Here is a 25,032-nt window from a genome sequence, read left to right on the forward strand (position 1 = left end):
AAGTTTCAGGTAGCCTTTATCTTTATTCAGACCACTCCAAGTGCCGTATGCCGAAAATTTCGGTATCATGCAGCCTCTTCCCGTTTTTAGGAAAACTTATGTTCCGTTCATTGCTTGTGGCTGCCGTGTTGGCGGCTTCTGTGGTGCCGGCGGCGGCAGAAACGCAGTCGCGTGTGCTGGCCAATGGTATGAAAGTGATTGTGCGCGAAGACCACCGTGCGCCGGTGGCGGTTACGCAGCTGTGGTTTAAGGTGGGCAGTGCCGACGAGCACGCAGGCAAAACCGGCCTGAGCCACGCCTTGGAGCACATGATGTTTAAAGGCACGCCCACCGTGCCCGCCGGCGAATTCAGCCGCCGCATTTCCGCGCTGGGCGGCAGCGACAATGCCTTCACTTCGCGCAACGAAACCGTGTATCACCAAGAGTTTGCCGTGGGCAGCCTGCCGCAAGTGCTGGAGCTGGAGGCCGACCGCATGGTGAACCTGAATTTCAGCGATGCCGATTTTGAAAACGAAATGAAGGTAATCCGCGAAGAGCGCCGCCTCACCACGGATAACGACCCCGACGGCAAAATGTGGGAGCAGATTAATCTGAATGCCTATGCCAAGCCGGAAAACCGCGCGCCGGTTATCGGCTATGAGGCGGATTTGCACACGCTCAAGCCGGAAGATTTGCGCCAGTGGTACCGCGCCTGGTATGCGCCGCACAACGCCACGCTGGTGATTGTGGGCGACGTGAAGGCGGGCAAAGTGCTGAATAACGTGGAAAAATTGTTCGGCCGCCTGCCCGACCACCCGCTACCCGCGCGCAACGATTTAACCGAGCCGCCGCAAACGGCCAACCGCTCTGCTCGTTCTACCGCGCCGGTAAGCTCGCCGGTAGTGGGTTTGGCCATCCAAGTGCCTGCCCTGCGCAAGGTAGACGACAAGCTGCCCTATGCGCTGAATATGTTGGCCGACGTGCTCGACGGCAGCATGTCTGCCCGCATCGAGCGCAATCTGGTGCGCGGCCGCAAAGTCGCCGTGGAAGCCTCGCTGGGCTACGATATGCTCACCCGCTCGCCGGATGTGCTGCTGTTTAGCGGCACGCCCGCGCCGAATGTGAAGCCCGAGCAGCTCACGGCAGCGTTTTTGAACGAAGTTCGCCAGATTGCCGAACACGGCGTGAGCGAAGAAGAATTGGCACGCGTGCGCAACCGCAGCCTGGCCGCGCGCGAGTTTGGCAAAGATTCGATGGAAACCCAGGCCACCAACATCGGCTCGCTGGAATCGGCCGGCTTCTCCTACACGGATGAAGACGAAATCCGCCGCCGCCGCTTGGCCGTGAGCGCCGAAGAAGTGCGCGAGGCTGCCCGCTGGCTCTTGGCGCAGAAACACACCACTGTGGTGCTGTATCCCGAATCCAAGTAAGCGGCAAAGGCTACCTGAAAACGTAGGAATATTTTTCAGGTAGCCTTCCGGTTCTAAATTAAACAGGTTACCTGAAAGCGCCCGCTTCAGCGCAGCCCAAACCGTATCCAATTTTAGGAGTGAATCCCCATGAAACCCCTGTTCCGCACCCTGCTGCTGGCCTGCCTGCTGCCCGCCGCCGCGTTGGCCGAGAATATCCCGATTCAGCGCTGGCAAACCGCCGAGGGCACCAAAGTGCTGCTGGTGGAGCGGCATGAAAACCCGATTGTCGATATCGACGTGGCCTTCGATGCCGGCAGCAGCCGCGACAGCGCCAACAAAATCGGCGTGGCCGATTTCGCCGCCGGCTTAACCGACACCGGCACCAAAAGCCTAGGCGAAGAAGCCCTGCTCCAGCGCGTGGCCGATTTGGCCGTGAGCCTCTCCAGCTACAACACCGCCGACACCTCCGGCGTGCGCCTGCGCAGCCTCTCCAAGCCGGATATCCTCAATCCTGCCCTCGGCCTGATGCGCGACGTATTGGTTGAGCCCCGTTTCGACCCCGCCGTGCTCAAACGCGAGCAAGACCGCGCGGTGGAAACCCTCAAGCAAAACCACACCCAGCCCGATTTCCTCGCTTCCGTGGCCAACACCCGGCAGGTGTACCCCACCCATCCCTACGGCTATTCCGCCCGCACCAGCGAGCAAACCATCCGCCGCATCACCCCTGCCGACCTGCACCGCTTCCATCAGCAATATTTCACCCGCCGCAACGCCGTGGTGGCGATTGTGGGCGATGTCAGCCGCAGCCAGGCCGAAGCAATCGTGAGCAAACTCACCGGCGACCTGCCCGCCGGTCAAGCCCTGCCGCCCCTGCCCGAAGCCACCCATGGCGCGGCTAAAACCCAAACCCTGCCGCACAGCGGCACCCAGGCGCACATCGTGTTGGGCATGCCCCTCCTTACCCCGAACGACCCCGACTACTACGCCCTGGCCGTGGGCAACTACATCCTCGGCGGCGGCAGTTTCGACAGCCGGCTGATGAAAGTATTGCGCGACCAACACGGCTACACCTACGGCGCCTCCTCCCGCCTCACCCCCCTGCGCGCCCAAGGCCCGCTCACCATCTCCTTCGCCACCGAAAAATCCCGTGCCGCCGCCGCCCTAGCCGACACGCAGAAAGTGTTGCAGGAGTTCGCCGCCAACGGCCCTACCGAAGCCGAACTGGCACAGGCCAAAGCTAATCTTGTGGGCAGTTTCCCCCTGCGCTTCGACACCAATGCCGAACTGTTGGGCTACCTGAAACTCATCGGCCTCTACAACCTGCCCGACGACTACCTCAGCCGCTACCCAGCAGCCGTTTCCCGTCTGAGCGCCGAAGAGGTGAAAGCCGCCTGGCAGCGCCGCGTAACCGGCCTGCACACCACCGTGGTCGGCATGCCGCAGGCCGGCAAACCCGCCGCCCGCCGCAGCAACGGCAGAAGGCGTTAAGCACCAGCCGCCTGATTGAACCAGGCGTGAGCAAACCAAAAGGCTACCTGAAAGTTTCAGGTAGCCTTTGTTCAATTCACAACTTCAACACCCACTTGCGGTAGGCAAATTCGCCGCCCATCAGGATGCCCATCAGGATGTAGGCGATGATACCGGTGTAGAGCGCCCACCAGCGGTATTGTTCGAGCAGCACGAGCAGGGCGGCGAGGCTGCCGTTGAGGGCGAAAAAGCCGCACCAGATTTGGGTAACGCGGCGGGTGTAGGCCACGCCTTCGGGCGGGAGGTCGGGGTGTTGCAGGCGGGCGAGGCGTTCGATCAGGCTTTGTTTTTGCGTGAGGCTGAGGCCGAACAGCAGCAGCAGCAGGCCGTTTACCCACACGGGATACCAATACATGCTGCCGGGCCGCTTCAAAAGGAGAATGGCGGCGAAGAAGGCGGCCACGAGGAGGGAAACGCGCCGCTGGTCGGGATCGCGTTGCATGGCGGCGCGGGCGAGCCAGAGCAGGAGCATGAAACCGGCTAGCGGATAAAACCAGCCCTGCTCGCGGCCGTAATACCAGAGCAGGGGGTAGAGTACGCTCAAGATACCGAGCAGGATTTTGGCGGCGGCTTTCACGCTTCGGGCTTGGCTTCTTGGTAGAGCTTGGACACAGCGGCAACTACGTCGTCGATGGTGCGGACGTTGCGGAAATCATCGGCTTGAAGTTTGTAGCCGGTTTGGCGTTTGATTTGGTCGAGCAGGTCGATGGCGTCGATACTGTCGATTTCAAGGTCTTCGTAGAGGTTGGTGCTGCCGGTTACGTTGCTGGTGTCGATTTCAAACATGTTTTCCAGTATGTCGAACAGGAAGGCGCGGATTTCGGTTTCGGTCATGGGTGTTCCTTAAATGATGGGTGGCGGCCGAGCAGGCATGCCCGACCTATGTTTCAGGTAGCTTTGATCAAACTGCTTCGGCTAGCCGCGTTGTTTCTGCACGAAGGCGGCCAGCGTGGACACATTGGCGAAGCTGTCGCGCAGTTCCTGGCTTTCGCCGTCGAGCTGGAAGCCGAAGTGTTTTTGCACGGCCAGGCCGAGTTCGAGTGCGTCTACGGAATCAAGGCCGAGGCCGCTGTCGCCGAACAGGGTTTCTTCGTCGCCGATGTCGGCGGGAGTAAGGTCTTCCAAACCGAGGCTGTCGATAATCAGTTGTTTGATTTCTTGTTTCAAATCAGTCATTTTCTTGGATTCTTTCGTTGAAGTATTGTTGCAGGTGGTCGTTGAGGCGGCGGGCGGCGATGGGCAGGGGGTGCTTGTTTAACCAGTCCTGCGGGTTGATGTCGTCGCCGACGATAAAGCGGTAGGCCGGTTTTTGCAGCGGGATTTTGTACCACGGCTGGCCTTTTTTGAAGTTCGGCGGCTGCATTTTAATCACCACGGGGGTGATGACCTGCGCGCTTCTGAGGCCGATGGACACTGCGCCGCGATGAAATTTCACCACACCGTCCCAGCCGGTGCGCGTGCCTTCGGGGAATACCAACAGGCATTGCTGCTGCAAAACTTGGTGTACGGCTTCCACAAAATCCAAATCTTCCTGATTGGGCAGGTAGCCACAGGCGCGGATTTGCCCGGCCATGGTGGGATTGCGCTGCAAATCGGCTTTTACGATGCAGTTGGCTTCGGGCACGCGGCCGAGTAGGAACACCACATCCAGCAGCGAGGGATGGTTGGCCAAAATCAGTTGGCCGGGGCGGCCGAGCCGCTCGAAGCCTTCAAATTCCGCGCTCAAAATGCCGGAGCGCATCAAATAATAGCTAAACCACAGCCAGGTGCGCGTAACCACGCGCCGCGCCTGCTTTTGCTGCGCCAAATCGGGCGAGCGGTGCAGCAGCCAGGGCAGCAGCACGATTTGCAGCAGCACGCCGAACACGCCGAAAAACACAAAGCCCAGCCCGGTGGCCAGCAATCGCCACAGGCGGTTTAAGCGGGCGCTTAGGGGGTAAGCCGCTGCCATTGCCAAGCCTTGTCTGCGTAATGGTTTATCCAACGGCGGCTGCCAGAATGCTGTTGCCGCAGCCATTCGATCGCGCCCCAATAGCCGCAGTTTGCCGTGCTGCCGTCATCGGGTGCGGCGGGGGAAAGTTCCCATTCTTCACCGGCGGTGAGCAGCAGCGCCAGCGCGTGGGCGAAGGGTGCGCGTTCGACCGGTGCGGCGGGGTATTGCGCCTGCAAGGGTTCGTCCACCACCACCGCCAACACGCGCTCCGCGCCATCGGCCAGCAGGCCGGCGGCTTCGAGCACGGCGGTTTCCAAACCGCTCTGCCGCACGGAAAGCGCGGTGTATTCGCTCATGTCGCCGCGCAGCATCGACCACTGCCCGGCTAGGGCGTTGTGCACGGACAGGCCGAAGGAAGTGGGGGAGACTTCGTTGTCGCGCAACAGCGTAACCCACAAGCCGAAGCTGCGGTTGATTTCGCCGTCGTGCGAGGCGAGCACCAGCGGGCAGGGCTCACTTTCCGCCAAGAGCGGATGCGCGGCCGCAAACAGCAGCCGTGCCGAGAGGCCGAGCCGCCGCCGCTGCATGGCGGGCAGGAAATCCACCTTCGGCGGCGTGTCGGGCAAATCGGCGGCGTTTAAGCGGCCGGATACCCACGCCGCCCAGTCTTCGCCCGTGTGCAGGCGGGTGGAGGCGGCGTGCCAGCTTTGGATGGAAAAGCTGAGACGGAAATCGGCGGTCATGTTTTAACTTCGTTGAAGCTTCGCTTTCAGGTAGCCTTTTTCAAAATAGGCAGCCTGTTAAGGACAGTTAAGATGGTGCATTATAACAAGAATGCGGCACTCGGGCATCTTACGAGCGGGCTGAAAAATGTGAACAGCGTTTCTGCGAAAAGAAAAGTTTCAGGTAGCCTTGATTTCTGAGGTTTCCACATTGGCTGCCCGTGAATTTGAGGCTACCTGAAAGAACCAAAGCGCCTAAACAAAACGATAAAGCAGCTGTTTTTCCACCGCCTGCCATTCGCCGAAGCCGTGCCAAGCCCATTCCGCTGCTACTTCCTGCGGCCACACCACACTGCACAACCAAGCTCCATCCAGTAGAAATACCGCGCCCTGCCAAAACCGGCCGCCTGCGCAGAGCCGCCAGCCGTCCCCGTTTGGCCGCAATCCGGTTTGCGGCATATCCGCCAGCCCCTGCCCCGTGGCCTTGAGCAAGGCCTCTTTCAGCGTCCACAACGCATAATAATCGGCCAATTCGGCATGCTGTTGCAGCCAGCGTGCTTCGTCTGCATGCAGCACCCAGTCCGGCCAGGCATCGAAACGGCGCGGGCGCAGCCGTTCCAAATCCACGCCAACGGGAAAATCGGCAGACGGCACCGCCAGCACGGCATGGCCGCCGCTGTGGCTGAGGCTACCTGAAAAACCGTCTGCCGCCGCCTGCTGCTTGAGAAAGCGGCTCACCTGCCAGCCGGTTTGCGCCACACGGGCAAGGTGGCGAGAGAGATGGGCGCAGTCGGCCTCATCCAGCAGCCCGGCGGGGTAGCGCGCGGCGCAGTCGGGCGCGGCCAGATAGAGGCGGATGGTGTGTTGCGGCGGCAGGCGGGTAGGCATAGGCAAGGTTTTTTAATATACTTTAAACTTTGTGAAATCGCGGTTGATTGGCCGTGAATTTCCAGTTTTCCAACCCAGCTTAAAAGGGAGCAAATATGAAATCTCGCCAAATCATGCTGGCGGCTGCGATTGTAGCCGCTTTCGGCCTGGCCGGCTGCCAAAACAACCGTACGCCGGACAACACAAGTGGCCAAGGCGGCCGCAACGGGGCCCATGCCACCAGCCAAACCACCGGCCGCGTGTGCCGCCTGCTACAAGACGACGACCCCAACCGCAGCGGCCGCAAAGTAGTGTACCGCTGCTCCGGCCGCGCCGTGCTGGCTTCCGAAGAAGCCAAAAGTCTGCTCAATCCCAATGTGCCGGTGAGCTTCGGCGGCGGCGGCCGCGTGATTCAGGCTAATTTATCCACCCGTCAGGCAGCCAATGCTTCCAACAAATCAGACGAAGCCGCCTGCGAACGTGCCTTTATCAACGCCGCCCATAAATTCCAGCAAACCGCCCAAGCCCGTGGTGGCAGCCGCGTGAGCAACTTCCACAGCTACTACAACCGCCAAGTGCTGCACGGCGGGCAGTATGACTGTGAAGTGGGCACTTTCCACGCCCGCGTGGTGATGCGCGGCAACATCGCCCGCTAAGTCGGCTGCGGCATAAAGGCTACCTGAAAACTGTTGATGCGGTTTCCAGGTAGCCTTTATGCCGCCCCCATGTGGCATGACTACGCGCCCGCCTGCTGCATCCGCCACCAAGGGCGCGAACTGCCGCTCACGCATGGCGAATACCGCCTGCTGCGCACCCTGCTGCACCGCCCAGGCCGCGTGTTCGGCCGCGAAGAACTGCTCACCGCCATGTTCGGCGGCAACCGCCCTTCCGACCCGCACACCATCAACACCCACATCCGCGCCCTGCGCCACAAACTGCGCGCAGCCGGCATCGCCGACGAACCCATCCGCACCCATCACGGGCTGGGGTATAGTTTTGCGGAAAGCTGATGTAACGTTTTCAGGTAGCCTCAAACGTGAAAAGGCTACCTGAAAAATAAAAAGCAGCCTGCACTCGTTACAAAAAAGTGCAGGCTGTCAATTTACAGGATTCCCTACATTTTCAGGTAGCCTTTCAGACGACCTTAATGCAGATTTGCCTTAAAGAACTGCTCAAACTTATCAAACGGAATCTTGCCTCGGGTGTTGTCATACAAATCCGTGTGGTTCGCACCCGGCACGATGTACAGCTCTTTGTTTTTGCTGCCCAGAGATTTGAACGCGTCTTCGCTGAAATAGCGTGAGTGTGCTTTTTCACCGTGTACGATTAAAGCGGGGGTGCGCAATTCGCCGGCACGTTGCAGGATGGGCATATTGATGAACGCCAGCGGCACGGTGGTCGCCCAAGAACCTTTCGGATCGGAGTTTACCGCGCGGGGATGGAAGCCGCGTTTGGCACGGTAGAAATTGGCGTATTCGGCCATAAATTTCGGCGTGTCGGCGGTAATGTCTTTGGGGTCAAGGTTGCCGGCGGGCGCAAGAGTGGCGTAACCGTTTTGCGCGGCTTCCCAGCGGCCATTGTTCAGTTGTACTTTCAATTGGTAGCGCGCTTCGGCATTCATTTGCGGCTGGGCGCGGTCGTAGCCGCCTTGTGCGTTCTGCTTCATGTTGATTTCGTAGCCGTTGGCCATCACACGGGTCATGTCGTACATGGTGCTGGTGGCGACGGCTTTGATGCGGGTATCGCCCACAGCGGCGTTCAACGCCATGCCGCCCCAACCGCAAATGCCCAAGATGCCTATTTGTTCGCGGTTCACGAAGTTTTGCAGGCCAAGAAAATCAACGGCGGCGGAAAAGTCTTCAGTGTTGATGTCGGGCGACGCCATATTACGCGGTTCGCCGCCGGATTCACCGAGGTAGGACGGGTCAAATGCCAAGGTTACAAAACCGCGTTCTGCCATCTCTTGGGCATATAGGCCGCTGGATTGCTCCTTCACCGCACCGAACGCGCCGGCTACCGCAATTGCGGGCAATTTCTGGCCTGAACGGATATTTTTCGGCACATACAAATCGCCAACCAATGTGATGCCATAGCGGTTTTTGAATGTTACTTTGTGGTGTTCCACTTTATTGGACTGAGGGAAGATTTTGTCCCATTCTTGGGTAAGCTGCATGGTTTGAACTCCTTTCATCGGGGTAATGGATACGTCTGCCAGCGCAGGGGCGGACAAAGTCAATGCAACGGCGGCTGCGGCAGCAGTTCTCAGGAATGATTTTTTATCTTGATTTTTCATGTGGTTGCTCCGTTATTTGCTTATCGAATGAGTGCATTATAGGGATGGACTGCTTGGCAAACAATGAATAAAATCTGAATTGTTAATTCTAAAATATGGAACAATTAAAGTGCAGGCTGCCTGAAAAGGTTTTCAGACGACCCGAACCAATCCCTTGAAAATCAAAATGGACAAACTCAACGCCCTAAAATACTTCTGCTCCGCCGCCGAGACCCTGCAATTCCGCGAAACCGCGCTGCGCCTGCCCGTTTCGCCGCAAGTGGTACCGCGCGTGATTGCCGAATTGGAACAACACCTCGGCGAACAGCTTTTTACCCGCAACACACGCAATATCCACCTGACCGAGTTTGGCGCAGCCTTCCTGCCGCGCGCCCAGCAGCTCCTTGCCGACAGCGAAAACCTGTTTTCTGCCGCCAAAGAAAAAGACGAGATACGCGGCATCGTCCGCATTACCGTACCGCAGTGGAGCGATAACTGCCGCATACTCGCCCGCCTGCTGGAAAAATGCGCCGACTACCCCGAACTTTATATCGATTGGCGCAGCAACGACGCCAAACTTAACGCGGTGGAAAACCAACTCGACATCGGCATCCGCATCGGGACACAGGCGGAAGATTTGATGATTGTCCGCAAAATCTGCGACATCACCGACAAAATCGTCGCCTCTCCCGCCTATCTCGCCCGCCACGGCATGCCGCAAAGCCTAGACGAATTAACCGGCCGTTTTCCTGCATCGTCACTCATTAACGCCAACACCAACCGCCCGTGGGGCTGGCCGCTCAACGCAGAAATGCACGTTTTCCCAAAAAACATCCGTTTCATCACAGACGACCCTGCCAACGAACTCGCCGCTGCGCTGACAGGCAGCGTTGCCGCCTATATCCCGGAACATCTGTGCCGAATCCACCTGCAAAACGGCGAACTGCTAGAACTCTTTCCCGAAATCCCGCGCCGCCCATGGCAACTCTACATCTACCGCCCGCAACGTACAGTAACTTCCGGGCGCGTGTTAAAGGTGTTCGACTGGCTGACGGAGGTGTTGCAGGAAATGTATGATAAAGAGGCTACCTGAAAATCCGGCAAGCTCAAGGATAGTCATCAGTTATCGCTAACCTCCTTTTCAGACGGCCTCCAAGCGCGAAAACCAGCCCGACTTAATCACGCACACTTTTCAGGCTACCTGAAAGCGAAACCGCAAAGAAATTGAAACACCGCCCGGCTCAATATCAGGCCGCGCAACCATATCCATTCAGCCAATCCCATGCTTAAATATTTCAAACACCTCAGCATCCGTCTTTTCTTCGTCCTGCTCGGCATCCTGCTCCTGCTCACCGCCAGCCTGCTTGTGCTCGGCGCGCTTGCCTGGTGGCTTGCCCGCAGCATCCGCCGTTATGCCGAAGCCATGGCCGCCAACCGCCCCGCCGCACAACCCCAATTCGGCGACAGCTACCTCTACCGCCTCGTCAATGCCGTCGCCCACCTGCGTGACGAACTCGACCACCGCCAGCACATTGAAAATTATGTATTAGGCCTCACCCACGAACTCAAAACCCCGCTCACAGCCCAACAAGCCGCCCTCGAGCTGCTGCAAGACAGCCCCCTCAGCCCCAACCAGCAGCAGCTGCTGCTCGACCGCATCCGCCGCAACACCCAAAAACAAAAGCAACTCATCACCCGCCTGCTCGAACTAGCCCGCCTGGAAAACCGCGACAGCCTGAACGATACCCAAACCGTCGATTTGGCCAACCTGGCCGCCCAAGAAAGCCGTGCCGCCCTACAAGCCAAACAGCTGCACATCGCCCTCAACTGCCCGCACCACACCGTCCAAGGCGACCCGCTGCTGCTGCGCCAAACCATCGACAACCTGCTTTACAATGCCATCGACTTTGCCGAAACCGCACCGAACTGGCTGTTTACAACCAAGGCAGCCCCGTTCCCGATTACGCGCTGGCCAAAATCCCCCAACGCTTCTACTCGCTCCCCCGCGCCGACGGCAGCTGTAGCAGCGGGCTGGGCTTGAGCTTCACCACCGAAATCATGCGCCTGCACCACGGCCGCCTGATGCTCACCCACCGCGAAAACGGCGTGGAAGCGCGGCTGGTGTTTCCCGATGTGAAAGAGGCTGCCTGAAAGCGAAACTTCACCGCAGTCAAAACACCGCGCAGTTTCTGCGCAGCTTAAGTTTCAGGTAGCCTGCAATCATTGCAGCAACCGATTCTGTGGCATACTGCCTGAAACAGCCTGTCTATCCTTCTCCAGTGTATAATCCTGCCTATCACAAAACCAATCTTTCCAACCAATTACGGCTGAAGCAATGATTTTCTCATACCGAGCAACGAGCCGCAGGCAGTACAGGCAGGGGAAATAAGCGCTTTAGCTATATTTAAGAGCAAACACATCATGACCTTAGCCTACTGGTGCATCTTCTTCGCCATTTTCCTGCCCATTTTCTGCGCCGCCTATGCCAAATACCGCGCCGGATTTTCCCCGGCCGACAACCACAACCCGCGCGCCTTCCTAGCCCGCGCCCAAGGCAAGGCCGCGCGCGCCGATGCGGCACAGCAAAACAGCTACGAAATCTTCCCTCCGTTTGCCGCCGCCGTGATCATCGCCCACGCCACCGGCAACGCCGCCCAGTTCACCATCAATTTCTGGGCGCTGCTCTTCGTGGCCAGCCGCATCGCCTTTATCTATTGCTACATCAACGATAAAGCCACGCTGCGCTCGGCCATGTTCGGTGTGAACCTGCTGTGCATCGTGGCTTTGTTTATTGCCGCCATTTGATTTTCAGGTAGCCTTATGGAACGCCCCGTTAAGGTTTTGTTCGTTTGCTTGGGCAACATTTGCCGCTCGCCGATGGCCGAATATCTCTGCCGCAGCATGGCGGCCGCCCGCGGCCTGCCGGTGCACACCGCCAGTGCGGGCACATCCGGCTGGCACGACGGCGAAGGCATGCATTGCGGCAGCCTAGAAATCCTCTCCGACGAGGGTATCGATAGCAGCGGCTTTGTGAGTCGCCGCGTGCGCACGCAGGATTTGGCCGGTTTCGACTACCTGCTGGCCATGGACGACGACAACCTAGCCGAACTGGAACAACGCTTCGGCTGCCACCCCGGCAAAATCTTCAAGATTACCGACCTTCTGCCCGATAGCGGCTACAGCCACGTTCCCGACCCGTGGTACACCGGCAACTTCAACGAAACCTGCCGCATCCTCACCGCCTGCTGCACCACGCTGCTGGATAAGATTGAAAAAGATTTGGCCAACCAGTCCAGCAGGCAAACGCTAAAAGGCTACCTGAAAGTTTTCAGGTAGCCTTTATTACTGCCGTATCGAAGCCCTACCACTCAAACGGCAGTCCAAGTTCTTCGGCCAAGCGGCGCATTTCGTCCAGCGTTTTGGGCAGGATGGGGATGCCGCTTTGTTTGCGTTCGCGGCAGCATTCGGCTTCTTTTTCGCCGTGGATGTAAATCCGCTCTTGGCCGGCGGCTTTCGCCGATTCGCGCAGCTCTTGCAGGTAGGCGCTGAAATGGCTGCGGATGGCTTGGGCATCGCCGAAGATTTCCGGGTTGAAGGCAGCGAAATAGTGGCAGATGCCGGCATGGCCGTTTTTCATGGTGTGGTTGGACGTGGTGCCTTGCGAGAGGCAGGCGGAGAAAAATTCCACCAGCACGGCGTAGCCGTAGCCTTTGTGGCTGCCGAACAGCTCGCTGCTGCCGCCCAAGGGATACATGCCGCCGCCCAAGCCTTGGCGTACGCATTCCACGATAATCTGCGGGTCGGTTTCGTCCACGCCCTGGCTGTTAATCGCCCAGCCCAGTGGGGCGGTCAGGCCTTTTTTGAGGTATACCTCAGGCTTGCCGAAGGCAACCACGGAGGTGGCGGCATCGAGGCTGAAATCGGTCGGGCTGGCGGGAATGGCCACGGCGATGGGGTTGGTGCCCATCATCGGGGTGCGTCCGTAGGTGGGCACTACAATGGGGAAGGAATTGGTCATGGAAATGCCCACCAGGCCTTGGCTGGCAGCCATGCTGCTGTAGTAGGCGGCGATGCCGTAGTGGTTGGAATTGCGCACCGACACCATGCCGATGCCGCTTTGTTTGGCTTTATCGATGGCCAGCAGCATGGCATAGCGCGACACAAGCTGCCCCATTGCAGCGTGGCCGTCCACTACTGCCGATACGGGCGTTTCAAACACAGTTTCCGGTTTGGCGCCAATGTGTACGAAGCCACCATTGATGTGCTGACGGTACATTTCCAGCCGCTGCGAACCGTGCGTGTCCACACCGCAGAGGTCGGCGGCTATCAGCACATCGGTAATCTGCGCCGCTTCTTCCGGCACGAAGCCGTAAGCCTTAAAGGCGGCCTCGGTGAACGCACGTAGGGCTGCAGCATCAATTTTTTTAATCGTTTGCATTGTTTATCCTCCTCCGCTTCTGCGGCAACAAAAAACTGGTTCCAACCTGATATGTTCGCCTACTCACTGCCTTGGCGGCAGGCTTGTTATATCTTTATTATACCGCGATTTTCATCCCAGACGGCAACCGATGCAAACCCTGCGTTGAAAGTGGTAGCAAGTGACGGTTTTAACCTCGTTGAAGCTGCACTTTCAGGTAGCCTTTAATCTGTAAACAAACCTACTTTGGCAAGATGTATCCTTGAAAGGCTTAAAAAAAAAGAATATGCTGCACGCACAGCATCACAGGATGCTGTCTATGTTATCGGAAATGGGGCGGCCAGCCTCATACTATTGTTTAGGAGAACCAACGAAATGGCTAAAAATCTGAACGTTTTCGACCGCGAATACGGTCTGCTCATCAACAGCGAGTGGACAAAGCCCGGCAACCTGCTGGAATCGCACAACCCAGCCAACGGCGAGCTTTTGGCTAAATTCACCGACGCCACCGACGCCGATGTGGATGCCGCAGTGGCCGCTGCACAGGCTGCGTTTAAAACCTGGCGCAAAACCACCGCCGCCGAGCGCGCTGCTATTCTGAACCGAATCGCCGATGTGATTGATGAGAATGCCGAACTCTTCGCCCTGCAGGAAACGCTCGATAACGGCAAACCCATCCGCGAAACCCGCGCCGCCGACATTCCATTGGCCTCCGACCACTTCCGCTATTTCGCCAGCGTGATCCGCGGCGAAGAAGGCAGCGCCAACCAACTGGATGAAGAAGATCTCTCCATCGTATTGCGCGAGCCCATCGGCGTGGTTGGCCAAATCATTCCGTGGAACTTCCCCTTCCTCATGGCTGCCTGGAAAATTGCTCCCGCGCTGGCCGCTGGCTGCACCATCGTTATCCACCCCTCTTCCAGCACCTCACTGAGCCTGCTCTCCTTTGCCCAAAAAGTAAACCACCTGCTGCCCAAAGGCGTACTCAACGTGATTACCGGTAAAGGCAGCAAATCCGGCGAATACATGCTGCACCACAAAGGCTTCAACAAGCTCGCCTTCACCGGCTCTACCGAAGTGGGCCGCCGCGTGGGCATCGCCGCTGCCGAGCTGCTGATTCCTTCCACTCTGGAATTGGGCGGCAAATCTGCCAACATCTTCTTCGACGACATGCCTTTCGACAAAGCCTTGGAAGGCGCGCAAAAAGGCATTTTGTTCAACCAAGGCCAAGTGTGCTGTGCCGGTTCGCGCATTTTCGTGCAGGAAGGCATTTACGACAAATTCGTAGCCGCACTGGCCGAAGAGTTCAAGAAAGTGAAAGTCGGCCTGCCTTGGGAAGACGACACCCAGATGGGCGCACAAGTGAACGCCGGTCAGCTCAACACGATCCTGAAGTATGTGCAAATCGGCGAACAAGAAGGCTGCCGCATCATTACCGGCGGTAAAAAAGTAGAAGGCGAATTGGGCAAAGGCGAATTTGTTGAGCCCACCCTGATTGCTGCCGACAGCAACAACAGCCGCATCGCCCAAGAAGAAATCTTCGGCCCGGTGGCTACCGTGATTAAATTCAAAACCGAAGAAGAAGTTATCCAGCTGGCCAACGACAGCGAATACGGCCTCGGCGGCGGCGTGTGGACGCGCGACATCAACCGCGCCCTGCGCGTATCCCGCGCCCTGGAAACCGGCCGCGTGTGGGTGAACTGCTACAACCGCCTGCCCGCTGGCGCCCCCTTCGGCGGCTACAAAACTTCCGGCATCGGCCGCGAAACCCACAAAATGATGCTCGAAGCCTACACCCAGGTGAAAAACATCTACATTTCCACCCGCGAAGAGCGCGAAGGCATGTATTAATTACTTTGCCTGATTGCAATGCATAAGCTGCCGGTATCCCGGCAGCTTTTTTGCGTGCTCGATGGGCGTTGCTATGTCGATAGGCTATCTGCGTGTTTTGTGATTTTCAGGTAGCCTTTGCGCATCACGCTTCCTGTTTAAAGGCTACCTAAAAATTAATATATAGCTGAAATAATTATTTCTTCATACCAGGCAGCGAACCGCAGACAGTACAGCTAGTACGGCAAGGCGAGCCAACGCAGTAGGAAGAAATAAGTATTTCAGTATAGCTTAAATATTTCTGTCATACAGCTTTAACCACCTTGTATGGAGAAATCTGCTTCAGCTATAGTGCCATTTATTTTTCGAGGAGAACCATTTATGCACATTCTGCCTTTTTCCATGCCGGTTAAGCCCTTCAAAATGCGCGGCATCGGGCCGCATCGGCCGATTATGATGGCTTTGGTGGCGCTGTTGTTGATGCTGCCGGTGGGCGCGATATTTGTTGCGTGGCAGAGTCATGTTGCCGCCGAAATCTATCAAGACTACCAAATCGGCCAACACGCTGTGCCGGTAAATGCGCGGATCGATGGTGAATGCAGCACTCGCAAATCCATCTTCACCAGCTGCAAAACTACCATCACATACCGCGGTCATACGGTGAAAAAATCCTTTAGCTTTTTCGGTACTGGCGGCGATATTTATGCCCGCGCAGTGGCCGACGCCAACGATCCCTCGCGCCTGACGCTGGATGTGGCGGTGGAGAAAGTGGGTAACCGCAGCCTGGGTGTGCTGCTGCTTGGCGGGCTGGGGCTGTTGATGATTGGCGCCGCGTTTTATGTTGCGCTGGTGCGTGTGCCGCGCTACCGCTGGATTTTGGCTGCCATCAACCGACCCGAAGCCCAGCCTTGGCAGCTGGCCGCCGTGCCCTGCCTGAGTACCGGCAATGCGGGTAAAGACGCGGTATATCAAGCTGAAATCGATGGCAAAACCCACAAAATCGGCCTCAGCTTCGGCAAACAGGAAAACCGTGCCTGGACGTTTCAAACCCCCGGCGGGCAGCACTACCTGCTGGCTTTCGTGCCCAATGGCGGCGGCGTGCCGGTGGCGCTGGATAGAAAGCTGCTGGCGGTAGCAGGCTTGAACAAGGAAGAGAAAAGCAAGCTGGCTGCCGAATTAAAGCGGGCGGCGGCAGCGGCAAAGGAAGAATGCTAGTGTGCGGTTTGGCATAAAATAGAGGCTACCTGAAAAACGCATTCCCGGGTTTTCAGGTAGCCTTTCCCGCTATAATAGCGCCCGTTTTCCGATTCAAATCAAACCATGAAAACCGCCAAACGTTATCCCTTTCCCGCTCTGTTGCGCCAACGCCTGCAACTGTATTTTGCCGACCAAGCCCGGCTGCCCGGCTGCCCGAGCGAGGTGCAATTCCGCCGCTGGGCGTGGCAGGCCGTGAAATCGCAGTACCGCCGTGCCGAAATCGGCCTGCTGCTGCTCGATGAAAAAACCGCCCGCGCCTACAACCGCGACTACCGCCAAAAAGACTACGCCACCAACGTGCTCAGCTTTGCGCTGGATGAAGGCGAGCAGGCCGCTTTGGCCGGGCTTTCAGGTAGCCTGCCCGTTTTGCGCGGCGACCTGGTTATCTGCCCGCAGGTGGTGGCGCGCGAGGCTGCCGAACAAGGCAAAACCTTAGAAGCACTCTTCGCCCACCTCACCCTGCACGGCGTGCTGCACCTGATGGGGTACGACCACATCGAGCCCGATGAAGCCGAAGCCATGGAAACACTTGAAATCCGCCTGATGAATCAGTTAGGATACCCCAACCCCTACGCACAGGATGCAGACTGAAATGGACGACCACCCGGCCAAGCCCGGATTTTTTGAACGGCTGTTCGGCCGCCTCGCCGGCGACAGCCCTGATTCCCCCGAAGACATACTCGCCCTGCTGCGCCAAGCGCGCGAACAGAAAATCTTCGATGAAGACACCCAGCAATGGCTGGAAAAAATCATTGATTTCCGCGGGCTGGAAGTGCGCGATGCCATGATCAGCCGCGCCCAAATGGACGTGGTGAAGGCCGGCGACAGCATCAGCCGCATCATCGCCTATGTGGTGGGCACCACCCACTCCCGCTTCCCCGTGATTGCCGACGACAAAGATAACGTGCTCGGCATCCTGCACGCCAAAGACCTGCTCAAATACACCCTCAATCCCGAACAGTTCAAGCTCGAAAACGTGCTGCGCCCGGCCGTGTTCGTGCCCGAGGGCAAGCCGTTGAACGTGTTGCTTAAAGAGTTTCGCGATATGCACAACCACTTGGCCGTGGTGGTGGACGAATACGGCAGCATCAGCGGTCTGGTAACGCTGGAAGACGTAATCGAGCAGATTTTGGGCGACATCGAAGACGAATTCGACGAAGACGACAGCGCAGACAATATCTTCGCTGTTTCCCCCGACCGCTGGCGCATCAACGCCGTTACCGAAATCGAAGACGTGAACGAATTTTTCGGCACGGACTACAGCGACGAAGAAGTGGACACCATCGGCGGGCTGGTGATTAAAGAGCTCGGCCATTTGCCCGTGCGCGGCGAAAAAGCCGTTATCGGCCCCTTGCAATTCACCGTGGCCCGTGCCGACAACCGCCGCCTGCACACGTTGATGGCGGTGAAAGCCAAGCCCGAATAAGCCTGCATGATAAAGGCTACCTGAAACCGGATTTTCATTTTTCAGGTAGCCTTTGTTATAGCAGGCCAAATTGACTTTCGATACCAGGCGGTAAGCCGCAGGCAGTACAGAAGTACGGCAAGGCAAACCAACGCGATAGCGAAAGTTCAGTTGGTTGGCTATATGGCTGCGGGCGGGTAGCCAACCCGGCCATCCCATGTTTGTTGCAATCTGTTTTGGGCAGACGGCCTGAAATCATGATTGATGCCTTTCAGGTAGCCTTTGGCACGGGCACGCCCGTATAATGCCGCAGCATTCTTCCCAAAGATACTTCTATATGGTTTTCTCCTCCCTCCTCACCCTGCTCGACGACATCGCCTCCGTGCTCGATGACGTGGCCTTGATGACTAAAGTGGCCGCCAAAAAAACTGCCGGCGTGGTGGGCGACGATTTGGCGCTCAATGCCAACCAAGTAACCGGCGTGCGCGCCGACCGCGAGCTGCCCATCGTGTGGGCGGTGGCCAAGGGCTCGCTGGTGAACAAGCTGATTCTGATTCCCGCCGCCCTGCTGCTTTCCGTATTCGCGCCCGCGCTGATTACGCCGCTCTTAATGCTCGGCGGCGGCTATTTGTGCTTTGAAGGCGTGGAAAAACTGCTGCACAAGCTGATGCACCGCCGCGACGGCAGCACACACAGCGTGCCCGACGAATTGATCGACGAAAACGCCAAAATCAAAGGCGCCATCCGCACCGACTTCATCCTCTCCGCCGAAATCGTCATCATCGCCCTGGGCGTGGTGGCCGAATCCAGCCTCACCACCCAAATCATCAGCCTGCTGCTTATCGGCATCGGACTTACTGTGTTTGTGTATGGCATCGTGGCGTTGATCGTGAAAGCCGACGACTTCGGCTTCGCCCTGATGCGCCGCCCGGCTACCGCTGCGGTTGGTAAAGCCCTTATTTTGTTTATGCCGTGGTTTATGCGCGGCGGCAGCATCGTTGGCACGCTGGCCATGTTCCTCGTGGGCGGCGGCATTTTTGCCCATAATTGGGGCGCACTGCACCATTGGCTGCACGAACACCACTGGGACAGCGGCCTCACCAGCACACTCTCCTACCTAATCACCGGCCTCGTCGTGGGCGCGGTTGCCTGCGCGGTGGTATTGCCGCTGATGAAACTGTGGGAAAAGCGGCGGCAAGATTGAGCGGCGCATAGCGCAACGAAAGGCTACCTGAAAACGCAGCTTCAATGCAGTTAAAACGCAACGTAGCAAAGTTCCTGCGAAGCTAAAAGTTTCAGGTAGCCTTTTTCTTATCTACACGATAGGCCGGATACTTAACATCGAGCAAAGCATTTGATACTCTCAATATAGTGAATGCAAACAAGAATGCTGCTGCATTGGCTCGCCCAGCCATTCCAGCGCTACTGTCTGCGGCTTGCCGCCTTGCCCCATTCCCATTTGAACAGGAATAAAGGCTACCTGAAAGTTTCAGGTAGCCTTTTTCTAACTTACACAAACGCTGGTTTAATCGCCTGCGGCCATCAGGTGGGCGTTACCGCCGGCGGCGGTGGTGTTGATGCTGCAGGAGGTTTCTTCAAACAGCTGCAGCACGTCCACGCCGTGTTGGGCGTTGATGATGCGCACCAGTGCACCGTCGCTGCCGGCCAGTGTCTGTTTGAGTTCCACTGGCAATTCTTCCAGGGCAACCACGTGGCTGATGCTGGCGGAAGCCGGAGTGGCTGAGGTTTCCAGCAGGTCGGGAGCCTGTTCGGCGTAGGCGGCCAATGGATGCTGGTCGGACACGAGGGCGGTGATACCGGAGCCGGCGAGCTCAATCCAGGCGGCGAAGGCTTGCGGCAGGCTGCCGCCATAGAGCCATACGCGTTTGGGCGCCTGCCAGCTCAACACGTTGTGTTCGCCGGTGGGGCCGCGCAACACTTGTTCGGCTTGGCGCAGGGTGTGTACGCGGGCGCGGCCGAGGCTGCCGGCCAAGTCCAGCTTCTGCTCTTGGGTGAGCGGCAGGCTTTGCAGCAGTGTTTGCAGGCGGTTGAGCGCGTCTTCGTCGGCTTGGCCACTGCGGGTGAGCGGGGGCGTGCGCCAGCTGTCGAGGCGGCTGAGGCGTTGCAGGTAGAAGGGGCCGCCGGCTTTGGGGCCGGTGCCGGAAAGGCCGTGGCCGCCGAAGGGCTGCACGCCTACCACGGCGCCGACGATGTTGCGGTTCACATAAAGGTTGCCTGCTTCGATGCGGCGGCGGATGTGTTCCACCGTGCCGTCGATGCGGCTGTGGATACCGCCGGTGAGGGCGTAGCCTTTGGCGTTGATTTGGTCGATGAGCTGGTCGAGCTCGTCGGCGCGGTAGCGGATAACGTGCAGGATCGGGCCGAACACTTCGCGCTGCAAGTCGTTCAAATTGTTCAATTCAAACAGGGTGGGCGCGATGAAGGTGGCGTTATCGGCATTTTCAGGTAGCCTGATTTGGTGGCTGGATTTGGCGATGCCTTTCATGCGGTCGATGTGGCTTTGCAGATTGGCCTGCGCTTCGGCGTCGATAACCGGGCCGATGTCGGTGCTCAGTTCGGCGGGGTTGCCCACGCGCAATTCGTCCATTGCGCCGCGAATCATGTTCACCATGCGGTCGGCCACGTCTTCCTGCACGCACAAAATACGCAGGGAGGAGCAACGCTGGCCGGCGCTGTCGAAGGCGGAGGCAAGTACGTCAACGCATACCTGCTCGGCCAGCGCGGTACTGTCCACAATCATGGCGTTTTGGCCGCCGGTTTCGGCAATCAGCACGGGCTGGCCGCTGCGGCGGGCGAGCGATTGGTTGATGAGTCGGGCCACTTCGGTGGAGCCGGTAAACACCACGCCGTTGATGCGTTCGTCTTGCGTGAGGGCGGCACCCACATCGCCCGCGCCGAGCACGAGCTGCAGCACGTTGCGCGGAATACCGGCTTCGTGCATCAGCTGCACGGCGCGGTAGGCGATCAGGCTGGTTTGTTCGGCGGGTTTGGCCACCACGGTGTTGCCTGCGGCCAATGCGGCCACCACTTCGCCGGTGAAGATGGCCAGCGGGAAGTTCCACGGGCTGATGGTAACGATGGTACCCACGCCCTGGCTGTTTTCAGGTAGCGTGTGTTCGGCTTCGTCGGCGTAGTAGCGGCAGAAATCCACGGCTTCGCGCACTTCGGCGATGGCGTTGTTCAGCGTTTTGCCGGCTTCGCGCACGGCCAAGGCCATCAGCTCGGGCATATGCGCTTCCATCAGGTCGGCCAGGCGGCGCAGCATATTGGCGCGTTCGGCGGCGGAAACGGCAGCCCAGCTGCTTTCGGCGGCTTTGGCGGCGGCGATGATTTCCGGCACGGCGGCGGCCTCTACGAAGGCTGCGCTGCCCACCACTTCGCTGTGGTCGGCCGGATTGCGCACTTCATGTGCGGCCTGGGTTGAGGCGGCTACGGCCAAAAGCGGCACGGCATGCAAGGGCGTGGCAGCGGCATTGTTCATAACGGTTTGCAGTTCTTGCAGCGTGCTTTCGTTGCTTAGGTCGAGGCCTTGCGAATTGAGGCGTTCGTTGCCATACAGATTGCGCGGCAGCGGCAGACTGTTGTTGGGATGAATGCCTTGTTCGGCCAAGGTGTCGAAGGGGCTGCGGATGAGGGTGTCGATGCTGATGTTTTCATCCACAATCTGGTTGACAAACGAGGTATTCGCGCCGTTTTCCAGCAGGCGGCGCACCAAGTAGGCCAGCAGGGTTTCATGCGTGCCCACCGGCGCATACACGCGCACACGCCGTCCCAAGTTTTGTGGGCCGACCACTTGGTCGTACAAGGTTTCGCCCATGCCGTGCAGGCATTGGTGTTCGAACTGTTTGCCTTTACCCATTTGGTAAATGGCGGCCAGAGTGTAGGCGTTGTGGGTAGCGAATTGCGGGAACACCGCGTCTTGCGCGTCGAGCAGTTTGCGTGCGCAGGCCAGGTAGGAAATGTCGGTGTGGACTTTGCGGGTGTAGGTGGGGTAGCCATTCATACCGTCCACTTGCGCCCATTTGATTTCGCTGTCCCAATATGCGCCTTTCACCAGGCGGATCATCAGCTTCTGATTGTTGCGGCGAGCAAGGTCGATTAAATAATCGATTACGAAGGGGCAGCGTTTCTGATAAGCCTGCACCACGAAGCCGATGCCGTGGTAGCCGGCCAGGTCGGGGTCGGAAACCAGGGCTTCCATCAAATCGAGCGAGAGTTCGAGGCGGTTGGCTTCTTCGGCGTCGATGTTGATGCCGATATCGTATTTTTTGCCGAGCAGGAACAATTCTTTCAGGCGCGGCAGCAGCTCGTTCATCACGCGGTCGTGCTGGGCGCGGGAATAACGCGGGTGGATGGCGGAGAGTTTGACGGAAATGCCGTTGCCTTCATAAATGCCTTTGCCGGCGGCATCTTGGCCGATGGCGTGGATGGCGTTGACGTAGTCTTGATAGTAGCGTTCGGCATCGGCTTCGGTCATGGCGGCTTCGCCGAGCATATCGAAGGAATAGAGATAGCCGAGTTTTTCGCGTTCTTTGCCGTTTTTCAGGGCTTCTTCGATGGTTTGGCCGGTAACGAACTGTTTGCCGAGCATACGCATGGCGTAGTCCACGCCTTTGAGGATGAGCGGCTCGCCGCCTTTGCTCACGATGCGGGTAAGTGCGTTGCCGAGGCTTTGGCCGCTGGGAGCAGCAGCAAGTTTGCCGGTTACCAGCAAACCCCAGGCGGCAGCATTTACAAATAGAGAGGAGCTGTTGCCGAGGTGGCTTTTCCAGTCGCCGCCGGAGATTTTGTCGTGGATGAGTTTGTTGCGGGTGGCTTTATCGGGAATACGCAGCAGGGCTTCGGCCAAACACATCAGGGCGATGCCTTCTTCGCTGGAAAGGGAGAACTCGTGCATCAATGCGTCCACCCCGCTGGCGCGGCGCCGCTCTTCGCGCACCTGCTTCACCAGCCGGCGGGCGAGCCGGTCGGCGGCGGTACGCTCGTCTTGGCTCATCTGGGCGCGTTCGAGCATATCCTGCACGGCTTCAACTTCGTCGCGGCGGTAGGCATCGGTAACGGCCTGGCGCAGGCTGGTTTGTTGGGGGTGGGCAAACTGGAACATGGTTGGTCTCCGTGGTTGGTGGGGCTGCCCGATAAACCGCTTTTCAGGTAACCTCTGTTTCGTTATGAATGGCTGCTTGGTTTGAACGTCGGTAAAACGGCATCATAAACCAAACTGCGGATAATGTGAAAGAATGTTTGGCAGGGGAGGCAGTTGGTTAATCGGTTAAGGGCTACCTGAAAAGGCCGGAAGCGGTTGCAGCTAGCCTGAAGCCTTTTGATACGGGCAGTTTGAAGGCTACCTGAAAACTTTTCAGGTAGCCTTTTGCCGCCCTTTATTTTGCGGCGCGGTAATCCGCATCGGCTTTTTCGAAGCGTTGGCAGATTTCCTCGGAAGGTGCTTTGCCAACCAGCGATACGGCCACGGCAGTCAGGCCGCAGGCGATGAAGCCGGGGATAATTTCATACAGCGTAGCCATGCCGGCGTTGTCCAGCGCAGGATTCACCACCTGCACCCACAACACCACCACCGCAGCACCGGCAATCATGCCTGCCAATGCGCCATTGGCTGTCATGCGTTTCCAGAACAGGGAAAGGATAACGATGGGGCCGAATGCCGCGCCAAAGCCTGCCCAGGCAAATTCCACCAGTTGCAGCACTTTGCTTTCGGGGTCTGCGGCAATCAGGATGGCGATAACGGCCACGGCCAGCACCATGATGCGGCCAATCCACACCAATTCTTTCTGCGGCGCGTTCGGGCGCAGGAAGCCTTTATAGAAGTCTTCGGTGATGGCGCTGGAGCACACCAAAAGCTGGCAAGACAAAGTAGACATCACGGCAGCCAGAATCGCGTTCAAAATCACGCCGGCAATCCACGGGTTAAACAACAGGGTGGACAAGGCGATGAATACGTGTTCGTGGTTGCCCTGCATGGCAGCAGCTTGCTCGGGATGAGCGCCGAAGTAGGCAATGCCGAAATAGCCCACGGCTACTGCACCGCCCAAGCACAAAATCATCCAAGTCATGCCGATACGGCGTGCGCCCACCAGCGATTTCACGCTTTCGGCGGCCATGAAGCGTGCCAGAATGTGTGGCTGGCCGAAGTAGCCCAAGCCCCAAGCGGCGGTGGAAATGATGCCGATAAAAGTTGTGCCGTGCAGCAGGCTGCCGTACTCCTTGCCGCTGGTAGCAGCAGCGGCTTGAATGATGGCGGAAACTTCATCTGCGCCGCCCGCACCCAAATACACCATCACCGGCGTGAGCAGCAGGGCGAAAATCATCAGCGTGGCCTGCACAGTGTCTGTCCAGCTCACCGCCAAGAAGCCGCCGATAAAGGTGTAGGCAATAGTGGCGCCCGCGCCCAGCCACATGGCGCTGGTGTAGCTCATGTCGGTAAACAGGCTTTGGAACAGGCGTGCACCGGCTACAATGCCGCTGGCGCAGTAAATGGTGAAGAAAAACAGAATGATGAATGCGGAAATTACTTTCATTGCCTGCCCCTGCGCACCGAAGCGGTGGTGGAAATAATCAGGCAGGGTGAGCGCGTTGTTGTTGTATTCGGTGTGCACGCGCAGCCGCCCGGCCACCAAGAGCCAGTTGAGGTACGCGCCGATAATCAGGCCGATGGCAATCCAAGATTTGCTCAGGCCGCTCAAATACACTGCACCAGGCAGGCCCATCAGCAGCCAGCCGGACATATCCGAAGCCCCGGCCGACATGGTGGTAACAAACGGGCCAAGGCTGCGGCCGCCGAGGATATAGTCGTCGAAATTGCGGGTGGAGAAATAGGCCGCGAGGCCGATTAACAGAACGGCAACCAAATAGATGCCGAAGGTGATATACATCGGGTTCATGAGCTGCTCCTTGTTGTTATCTTTGATTTCCCCCGAGGCAACTTGAAATGTGGCTGCCTGTTGCAAAAGTAAGCGGCTTGGTTTCGCTTATACTGAGAAACAACAAAAGCAGTCAATATGTATAAAAAACTTGCAATAGGAAAGTAGGATAAATGCAATTTAAGAATGAGAAAGATCGCCTGATTGCTGGCCTAAGTAGGCGGTGATATTAGGATAGGTTGGAAGTTGATAAGACATGAAAAAAGCTCCCTTGAGTTAGCTTGATCAGAGAGAGCTAGTCCGGCCTTATTGTGAAAATAATGCCTGTTTGGCAAAGATACCGTCAGGACTAGCCCCCCGACGGCGCGATATATAAGGCTACCTGAAAGCGCAGTTCCAAGAGCTTAAACGATGTCTTGGCTAAGCCAAGGCTAGTGGTTTCTGCGAGGCTAAAGCGCGAGCTTTGATGAGGCGCAAAACTTGCCATCGAAACAAACCGCACAGGCAAAATGTAA

The 25,032-nt window shown here is 57.9% G+C and carries 23 protein-coding genes; 13 read left to right on the plus strand and 10 right to left on the minus strand.

Annotation, left to right across the window (positions count from 1 at the left end; genetic code table 11):
• Positions 1-98: 98 nt before the first annotated feature.
• Together A7P97_RS00960 and A7P97_RS00965 are read left to right on the plus strand one after the other, a co-directional pair.
• A complete protein-coding gene (locus tag A7P97_RS00960; protein WP_067529948.1) occupies positions 99-1,409 on the plus strand; it encodes a pitrilysin family protein in 1,311 nt (436 codons plus the stop codon).
• A 129-nt stretch (positions 1,410-1,538) separates the two neighbouring features.
• Positions 1,539-2,879 (plus strand): pitrilysin family protein, encoded by a 1,341-nt coding sequence (locus tag A7P97_RS00965; protein ID WP_067529949.1) that lies wholly within the window; start codon positions 1,539-1,541, stop codon positions 2,877-2,879.
• Positions 2,880-2,955: 76 nt separating this feature from the next.
• Here A7P97_RS00965 and A7P97_RS00970 read toward each other — a convergent pair whose 3' ends face one another.
• The 6 genes from A7P97_RS00970 to A7P97_RS00995 all read right to left on the minus strand — a co-directional run bounded on the left by A7P97_RS00970 (position 2,956) and on the right by A7P97_RS00995 (position 6,461).
• On the minus strand, positions 2,956-3,495 hold the full coding sequence (locus A7P97_RS00970) for a hypothetical protein (protein ID WP_067529950.1): 540 nt from the start codon (positions 3,493-3,495) through the stop codon (positions 2,956-2,958).
• Positions 3,492-3,752 (minus strand): acyl carrier protein, encoded by a 261-nt coding sequence (locus A7P97_RS00975; RefSeq protein ID WP_067448862.1) that lies wholly within the window; start codon positions 3,750-3,752, stop codon positions 3,492-3,494. The genes A7P97_RS00970 and A7P97_RS00975 overlap by 4 nt, the downstream gene beginning before the upstream one ends.
• Positions 3,753-3,833: 81 nt before the next feature.
• Positions 3,834-4,094 carry a phosphopantetheine-binding protein gene (locus A7P97_RS00980; protein ID WP_067529951.1) on the minus strand — a complete coding sequence of 87 codons (261 nt, stop codon included), beginning with the start codon at positions 4,092-4,094 and terminating at the stop codon, positions 3,834-3,836.
• Entirely contained in the window at positions 4,087-4,869 is a 783-nt protein-coding gene (locus A7P97_RS00985) for a 1-acyl-sn-glycerol-3-phosphate acyltransferase (RefSeq protein WP_067529952.1), read from the minus strand. The genes A7P97_RS00980 and A7P97_RS00985 overlap by 8 nt, the downstream gene beginning before the upstream one ends.
• On the minus strand, positions 4,848-5,594 hold the full coding sequence (locus A7P97_RS00990; protein ID WP_067529953.1) for a beta-ketoacyl synthase chain length factor: 747 nt from the start codon (positions 5,592-5,594) through the stop codon (positions 4,848-4,850). Before A7P97_RS00990 ends, A7P97_RS00985 begins: the two co-directional genes overlap by 22 nt.
• 234 nt (positions 5,595-5,828) lie before the next feature.
• Complete coding sequence (locus A7P97_RS00995; protein ID WP_067529954.1) at positions 5,829-6,461, minus strand: 4'-phosphopantetheinyl transferase superfamily protein; 633 nt, start codon at positions 6,459-6,461, stop codon at positions 5,829-5,831.
• A gap of 95 nt (positions 6,462-6,556) precedes the next feature.
• Here A7P97_RS00995 and A7P97_RS01000 point away from each other — a divergent pair, with 95 nt between their 5' ends.
• Both A7P97_RS01000 and A7P97_RS01005 read left to right on the plus strand, forming a co-directional pair.
• Positions 6,557-7,096: a hypothetical protein gene (locus A7P97_RS01000; RefSeq protein ID WP_067529955.1), complete on the plus strand. Its 540-nt coding sequence runs from the start codon at positions 6,557-6,559 to the stop codon at positions 7,094-7,096.
• Positions 7,097-7,132: 36 nt separating this feature from the next.
• Entirely contained in the window at positions 7,133-7,450 is a 318-nt protein-coding gene (locus tag A7P97_RS01005) for a winged helix-turn-helix domain-containing protein (protein WP_231865615.1), read from the plus strand.
• 134 nt (positions 7,451-7,584) lie between these two features.
• On the opposite strand, the gene A7P97_RS01010 is transcribed toward A7P97_RS01005, so the two are convergent.
• Entirely contained in the window at positions 7,585-8,733 is a 1,149-nt protein-coding gene (locus A7P97_RS01010; protein WP_067529956.1) for an alpha/beta hydrolase, read from the minus strand.
• 154 nt (positions 8,734-8,887) lie between these two features.
• Here A7P97_RS01010 and A7P97_RS01015 point away from each other — a divergent pair, with 154 nt between their 5' ends.
• From A7P97_RS01015 to A7P97_RS01030, 4 genes are all read left to right on the plus strand, one after another.
• The gene (locus A7P97_RS01015; protein WP_231865616.1) at positions 8,888-9,805 is read left to right on the plus strand and encodes a LysR family transcriptional regulator; all 918 of its coding nucleotides are present in this window, start codon (positions 8,888-8,890) and stop codon (positions 9,803-9,805) included.
• 189 nt (positions 9,806-9,994) lie between these two features.
• Positions 9,995-10,753, plus strand: coding sequence for a histidine kinase dimerization/phospho-acceptor domain-containing protein (locus A7P97_RS01020; RefSeq protein ID WP_231865617.1), 759 nt, complete (start codon positions 9,995-9,997; stop codon positions 10,751-10,753).
• 380 nt (positions 10,754-11,133) lie between these two features.
• Positions 11,134-11,517, plus strand: a complete 384-nt coding sequence (locus A7P97_RS01025; RefSeq protein ID WP_067527989.1) for an MAPEG family protein — start codon at positions 11,134-11,136, stop codon at positions 11,515-11,517.
• 15 nt (positions 11,518-11,532) lie between these two features.
• Positions 11,533-12,048, plus strand: coding sequence for a low molecular weight protein-tyrosine-phosphatase (locus tag A7P97_RS01030; protein WP_067529957.1), 516 nt, complete (start codon positions 11,533-11,535; stop codon positions 12,046-12,048).
• A gap of 25 nt (positions 12,049-12,073) precedes the next feature.
• Here A7P97_RS01030 and A7P97_RS01035 read toward each other — a convergent pair whose 3' ends face one another.
• Positions 12,074-13,150, minus strand: a complete 1,077-nt coding sequence (locus A7P97_RS01035; RefSeq protein WP_067529958.1) for an Ldh family oxidoreductase — start codon at positions 13,148-13,150, stop codon at positions 12,074-12,076.
• A gap of 354 nt (positions 13,151-13,504) precedes the next feature.
• Here A7P97_RS01035 and A7P97_RS01040 point away from each other — a divergent pair, with 354 nt between their 5' ends.
• The 5 genes from A7P97_RS01040 to A7P97_RS01060 all read left to right on the plus strand — a co-directional run bounded on the left by A7P97_RS01040 (position 13,505) and on the right by A7P97_RS01060 (position 18,825).
• On the plus strand, positions 13,505-14,980 hold the full coding sequence (locus A7P97_RS01040; protein WP_067529959.1) for an aldehyde dehydrogenase family protein: 1,476 nt from the start codon (positions 13,505-13,507) through the stop codon (positions 14,978-14,980).
• A 360-nt stretch (positions 14,981-15,340) separates the two neighbouring features.
• On the plus strand, positions 15,341-16,174 hold the full coding sequence (locus A7P97_RS01045) for a hypothetical protein (protein ID WP_067529960.1): 834 nt from the start codon (positions 15,341-15,343) through the stop codon (positions 16,172-16,174).
• A gap of 105 nt (positions 16,175-16,279) precedes the next feature.
• Positions 16,280-16,807 carry an rRNA maturation RNase YbeY gene (ybeY, locus tag A7P97_RS01050; protein WP_067529961.1) on the plus strand — a complete coding sequence of 176 codons (528 nt, stop codon included), beginning with the start codon at positions 16,280-16,282 and terminating at the stop codon, positions 16,805-16,807.
• 1 nt (position 16,808) lies between these two features.
• The gene (locus tag A7P97_RS01055; RefSeq protein ID WP_067529962.1) at positions 16,809-17,642 is read left to right on the plus strand and encodes an HlyC/CorC family transporter; all 834 of its coding nucleotides are present in this window, start codon (positions 16,809-16,811) and stop codon (positions 17,640-17,642) included.
• Positions 17,643-17,958: 316 nt separating this feature from the next.
• Positions 17,959-18,825 carry a DUF808 domain-containing protein gene (locus A7P97_RS01060; protein WP_067529963.1) on the plus strand — a complete coding sequence of 289 codons (867 nt, stop codon included), beginning with the start codon at positions 17,959-17,961 and terminating at the stop codon, positions 18,823-18,825.
• A 321-nt stretch (positions 18,826-19,146) separates the two neighbouring features.
• Here A7P97_RS01060 and putA read toward each other — a convergent pair whose 3' ends face one another.
• Entirely contained in the window at positions 19,147-22,746 is a 3,600-nt protein-coding gene (gene putA, locus A7P97_RS01065) for a bifunctional proline dehydrogenase/L-glutamate gamma-semialdehyde dehydrogenase PutA (RefSeq protein WP_067529964.1), read from the minus strand.
• A 274-nt stretch (positions 22,747-23,020) separates the two neighbouring features.
• On the minus strand, positions 23,021-24,538 hold the full coding sequence (gene putP, locus A7P97_RS01070) for a sodium/proline symporter PutP (RefSeq protein WP_067529965.1): 1,518 nt from the start codon (positions 24,536-24,538) through the stop codon (positions 23,021-23,023).
• Between the last annotated feature and the right edge of the window lie 494 nt (positions 24,539-25,032).

The sequence above is a fragment of the Eikenella sp. NML070372 genome, assembly GCF_001648415.1.
In the GTDB taxonomy this organism is placed as follows: Bacteria; Pseudomonadota; Gammaproteobacteria; order Burkholderiales; family Neisseriaceae; genus Eikenella; species Eikenella exigua.

Coding starts and splice junctions, on each gene's coding strand:
- A7P97_RS01030 (WP_067529957.1), top strand. CDS start 11,533: ATGGAACGCCCCGTTAAGGTTTTGTTCGTTTGCTTGGGCAACATTTGC.
- A7P97_RS00985 (WP_067529952.1), bottom strand. CDS start 4,869: ATGGCAGCGGCTTACCCCCTAAGCGCCCGCTTAAACCGCCTGTGGCGA.
- A7P97_RS01010 (WP_067529956.1), bottom strand. CDS start 8,733: ATGAAAAATCAAGATAAAAAATCATTCCTGAGAACTGCTGCCGCAGCC.
- A7P97_RS01040 (WP_067529959.1), top strand. CDS start 13,505: ATGGCTAAAAATCTGAACGTTTTCGACCGCGAATACGGTCTGCTCATC.
- putA (WP_067529964.1), bottom strand. CDS start 22,746: ATGTTCCAGTTTGCCCACCCCCAACAAACCAGCCTGCGCCAGGCCGTT.
- putP (WP_067529965.1), bottom strand. CDS start 24,538: ATGAACCCGATGTATATCACCTTCGGCATCTATTTGGTTGCCGTTCTG.
- A7P97_RS01045 (WP_067529960.1), top strand. CDS start 15,341: ATGCACATTCTGCCTTTTTCCATGCCGGTTAAGCCCTTCAAAATGCGC.
- A7P97_RS01005 (WP_231865615.1), top strand. CDS start 7,133: ATGCGGTTTCCAGGTAGCCTTTATGCCGCCCCCATGTGGCATGACTAC.
- A7P97_RS00975 (WP_067448862.1), bottom strand. CDS start 3,752: ATGACCGAAACCGAAATCCGCGCCTTCCTGTTCGACATACTGGAAAAC.
- A7P97_RS01060 (WP_067529963.1), top strand. CDS start 17,959: ATGGTTTTCTCCTCCCTCCTCACCCTGCTCGACGACATCGCCTCCGTG.
- A7P97_RS00965 (WP_067529949.1), top strand. CDS start 1,539: ATGAAACCCCTGTTCCGCACCCTGCTGCTGGCCTGCCTGCTGCCCGCC.
- A7P97_RS01000 (WP_067529955.1), top strand. CDS start 6,557: ATGAAATCTCGCCAAATCATGCTGGCGGCTGCGATTGTAGCCGCTTTC.
- A7P97_RS00980 (WP_067529951.1), bottom strand. CDS start 4,094: ATGACTGATTTGAAACAAGAAATCAAACAACTGATTATCGACAGCCTC.
- A7P97_RS01055 (WP_067529962.1), top strand. CDS start 16,809: ATGGACGACCACCCGGCCAAGCCCGGATTTTTTGAACGGCTGTTCGGC.
- A7P97_RS01025 (WP_067527989.1), top strand. CDS start 11,134: ATGACCTTAGCCTACTGGTGCATCTTCTTCGCCATTTTCCTGCCCATT.
- A7P97_RS00995 (WP_067529954.1), bottom strand. CDS start 6,461: ATGCCTACCCGCCTGCCGCCGCAACACACCATCCGCCTCTATCTGGCC.
- A7P97_RS01020 (WP_231865617.1), top strand. CDS start 9,995: ATGCTTAAATATTTCAAACACCTCAGCATCCGTCTTTTCTTCGTCCTG.
- ybeY (WP_067529961.1), top strand. CDS start 16,280: ATGAAAACCGCCAAACGTTATCCCTTTCCCGCTCTGTTGCGCCAACGC.
- A7P97_RS00960 (WP_067529948.1), top strand. CDS start 99: ATGTTCCGTTCATTGCTTGTGGCTGCCGTGTTGGCGGCTTCTGTGGTG.
- A7P97_RS01035 (WP_067529958.1), bottom strand. CDS start 13,150: ATGCAAACGATTAAAAAAATTGATGCTGCAGCCCTACGTGCGTTCACC.
- A7P97_RS00990 (WP_067529953.1), bottom strand. CDS start 5,594: ATGACCGCCGATTTCCGTCTCAGCTTTTCCATCCAAAGCTGGCACGCC.